This is a genomic window from Xanthovirga aplysinae (genome assembly GCF_009711365.1).
GTDB lineage: Bacteria > Bacteroidota > Bacteroidia > Cytophagales > Cyclobacteriaceae > Xanthovirga > Xanthovirga aplysinae.
Map to the genome: position 1 here is coordinate 1 of NZ_SMMB01000720.1, position 3,487 is coordinate 3,487.

The 3,487-nt window shown below is 36.7% G+C and carries 2 protein-coding genes; one reads left to right on the top strand and one right to left on the bottom strand.

Going from position 1 to position 3,487, the window contains the following annotated elements; genetic code table 11:
• Positions 1–225 precede the first annotated feature (225 nt).
• A complete protein-coding gene (locus tag E1171_RS04610; protein ID WP_155204559.1) occupies positions 226–1,200 on the bottom strand; it encodes a YheT family hydrolase in 975 nt (324 codons plus the stop codon).
• 654 nt (positions 1,201–1,854) lie between these two features.
• Here E1171_RS04610 and E1171_RS04615 point away from each other — a divergent pair.
• The gene (locus E1171_RS04615) at positions 1,855–3,474 is read left to right on the top strand and encodes a pyruvate dehydrogenase complex dihydrolipoamide acetyltransferase (protein ID WP_155204561.1); all 1,620 of its coding nucleotides are present in this window, start codon (positions 1,855–1,857) and stop codon (positions 3,472–3,474) included.
• The last annotated feature ends 13 nt before the right edge of the window (positions 3,475–3,487 follow it).

Below are 3,487 nucleotides of genomic sequence, written 5' to 3' on the forward strand. Positions count from 1 at the left end.
TTTTTTTAATAAATGAAGAAAAGATTGAAAGTAATTTGTCAATCTACTTTTCAGCTTATCCTAACTTGAATTATTCTGACACTGTTTTATATCGAATAAATAAGAGGTTAAAAGGTATTGCTGATGGCTTGATATGATCTTTATATTTTTAATAAATGATTTTCCCTTTTACTTAAGTAGTGAATCGAAGATTGAAATAATCCGTTGCTTCATAATAATGGTATTTTAAGTAATATTATTCACAATAAAATCTATTGCTCTCATCTCTGACCAAATTAGCGGATTTCCATTTTTTGGTAAGGTAAAACCGCAATGTCCCCCATTTTGGGGCATTTCAAAATACACATTTTTTAATCCCTTGAAAAAATCAATTGGGTAACATGTTTCGGGTAACATAGGGTCGTTCCCTGCATTTACTACTAATGTGGGAATTTGGATTTCTTCTACGAAATTGATAGAACTGCATTTTTTGTAATAATCTTCTGCGCCGTTGAAACCATGAATTGGGGCGGTGAAGCGGTCATCAAAATCCATTATTGTTTTTACTCCCTTCAGTTGATTGGTATCTATTTTGTCAGGAATTGCCTCAGCTTTTTGTCTAGCCTTTTTCTTTAGTGCAATTAAAAACCTTTGGGCATAAATAAAGTTTGACTTCTTTGCGAGGTGCCAACTACTGTCTAATAAATAAAGAGGAACAGAAAAAACCACTGCCTTTTTTATCAGAGGGGAAAGGTTTCTTGCTTGTTCTCCCAAATATTTTAATGTTAGATTTCCTCCAAGACTAAAGCCAATTAAAGCAATTTCTTTATACTGCTCTTTTTTTAGAACATGTTGAACCACAAGGTTCAGGTCATAAGTTGCACCACTATGATAAGCCTTTTCGGTTTGATTAGGCTCTCCGCTACAACCCCGGTAATTCCATGCCAAACAATCCCAATGTTGAGCCTGAAAAGCCCTTACCATTCCCTTAATATATTGTCCTTGGGAACTTCCTTCCAGACCATGGGACAGGATCACTAATCTTTCATTGTTATTTGATGCCCAATCCAAGTCAAGAAAATCATGATCAGGGGTGTGAATTCTTTCCCGTTGATAAGTAATCCCATTGATTTTCCTAAAGATAGAAGGGAAAACTGTTTGTAGATGACCATTAAATAAGGGCCAAGGAGAGTTGAAGGGTTGATGGTTTACAAGAGGCATAAATTATGTCTAAGGTTTAATGGTTCTAAAAGAATGGAGGCTTTATTTAGCAAAATAAAAATCAATAGGACTGAACTAATTAGTTAAAAAGCAGTTTGATTTTTCTTATGCTTTAAGGCTTGAATTTCATTTTTCTAATTTCCATCCCGAAAGCATAATTTCTTTTCAATATCAAAAAGCCAAACCGAATAAGGGAGCTAAAAACCTGCCCATTTTTCAAATTTGGAATATTCCCTTTGTTAGAAAGGTCAAAAGTAAAGTTTTAATTATAAATTCTTAGCCACAAAGCAGAAAAGTGAATATTTCTTTCTGATAAAACATGTTGACTGCTGTAATTTATTGGAAAATTAGTAAAAGTATTTGTCGTGGAAAAGTGCTATTTGAATGTTTCTTGAAAACTTTATTTTTAGGGCTCCTTGTTAAAGAGCATTAGAGTTAGTAATCGTTTGAAATTACCTCTAAATCAGATCAACTATTCTTAATCAAAATTAAAAGTTGAATTATTTTTTCCTTTTTAGGATCAATAGTTCCTTTCCTTTTCAAAATTCCTCCTTGTGCAGTTGCTTTAAATTCAAACCAAATATTTGAATTAAGGAATAATAAGAACTATTTTTGGGCACTAAAACAGTGAAAAATAATTAGTGAGTAAATCATATGGCAGAAATCATTAGAATGCCAAAGATGAGCGACACCATGGAAGAGGGTGTAATCGCTTCATGGCTTAAAAATGTTGGTGATAAAGTTCAATCAGGGGATATTTTAGCTGAAGTTGAAACAGATAAAGCTACGATGGAACTGGAGTCCTACGAAGATGGAACTTTACTGTATATTGGAGTATCGGCCGGTGATGCTGTACCTGTAGATGGGGTGATTGCCATAATCGGTGAGGAAGGAGAAAATATTGACAGTTTGATGGAAGAGGCAAAAGGTGGAGCAGTAGCTGAAAGTGCTGAAAAAGCAACTGAAACTACTGAAGTTGCCCCTGCTGCTGCACCAATTAGCGAAACTATAGATACTTCGGGCATTAATGCCACGGTAATCACAATGCCAAAAATGAGTGATACCATGGAGGAAGGTACAATTTCTGCCTGGCTGAAAAATGTTGGAGACAAAGTGGCTTCTGGTGATATTCTTGCCGAAGTAGAGACAGATAAGGCAACAATGGAGTTGGAGTCATATGAAGATGGGACTTTATTGTATATAGGAGTCGAGGCAGGAAACTCTGTACCTGTAGATGGAGTAATTGCTATAATTGGTGAAGAAGGTGCTGATTATGAGACATTATTAAAAGCCCAGGCTCAAAAGGGGGCCAAGATGGAAGAAACAGTGGAACCTGCTAAAGAACCAGTTGCTCCAGCCAAGCCAACAGCCACTTCAGCTCCAGAAGCACAACCAGAAACAGTGACAAAGACAGATGGTCGAATTTTTGCTTCTCCTTTAGCTAAAAAACTAGCTGCAGAAAAAGGATATGATCTTTCCAAAATTAAGGGGTCTGGGGAAAATGGTCGCATTGTAAAGCGGGACGTTGAAACTTATGTGCCTGTAGCTGAAGCACCAGTGGCGACAACAGCAGCGGCTGTCCCAGTAGGTGTAGAGAGCTTTGAGGAGGTGAAGGTTTCACAAATGAGAAAGGTTATTGCCAAAAGATTAGGCGAAAGTAAATTTAGTGCTCCTCACTTCTATGTCACCATGGAAATTAACATGGATAAGGCTATAGAGGCAAGAAAGAGCTTGAATGAACTTTCTCCTGTAAAGATTTCATTTAATGATATGGTGATAAAGGCTGTTGCCGCAGCATTAAAGCAGCATCCACAAGTAAATAGTTCCTGGTTAGGAGATAAAATTCGAATAAATCATCATGTGAATATAGGAGTAGCCGTTGCCGTAGAAGAAGGTCTTTTAGTCCCTGTTGTTAGATTTGCAGATTCTAAATCCTTGTCTCAGATTTCTGCTGAAGTTAAAGAATTAGGTGGTAAAGCCAAGAATAAAAAATTGCAACCTCAGGAAATGGAGGGAAATACCTTCACAATTTCTAATCTGGGCATGTTTGGGGTTGAAGAATTTACTGCTATCATTAACCCACCTGATGCTTGTATCCTAGCTGTGGGAGGAATTAAACAGACTGCTATTGTAAAAGATGGACAATTAGTTCCTGGCAATGTGATGAAAGTGACCTTATCTTGTGATCACCGCGCCGTTGATGGAGCAGTGGGTTCTGCCTTCCTTCAAACGTTGAAAAGCTTGTTAGAAGATCCTGTTAGAATTTTAATTTAAGAGAATATTAAAC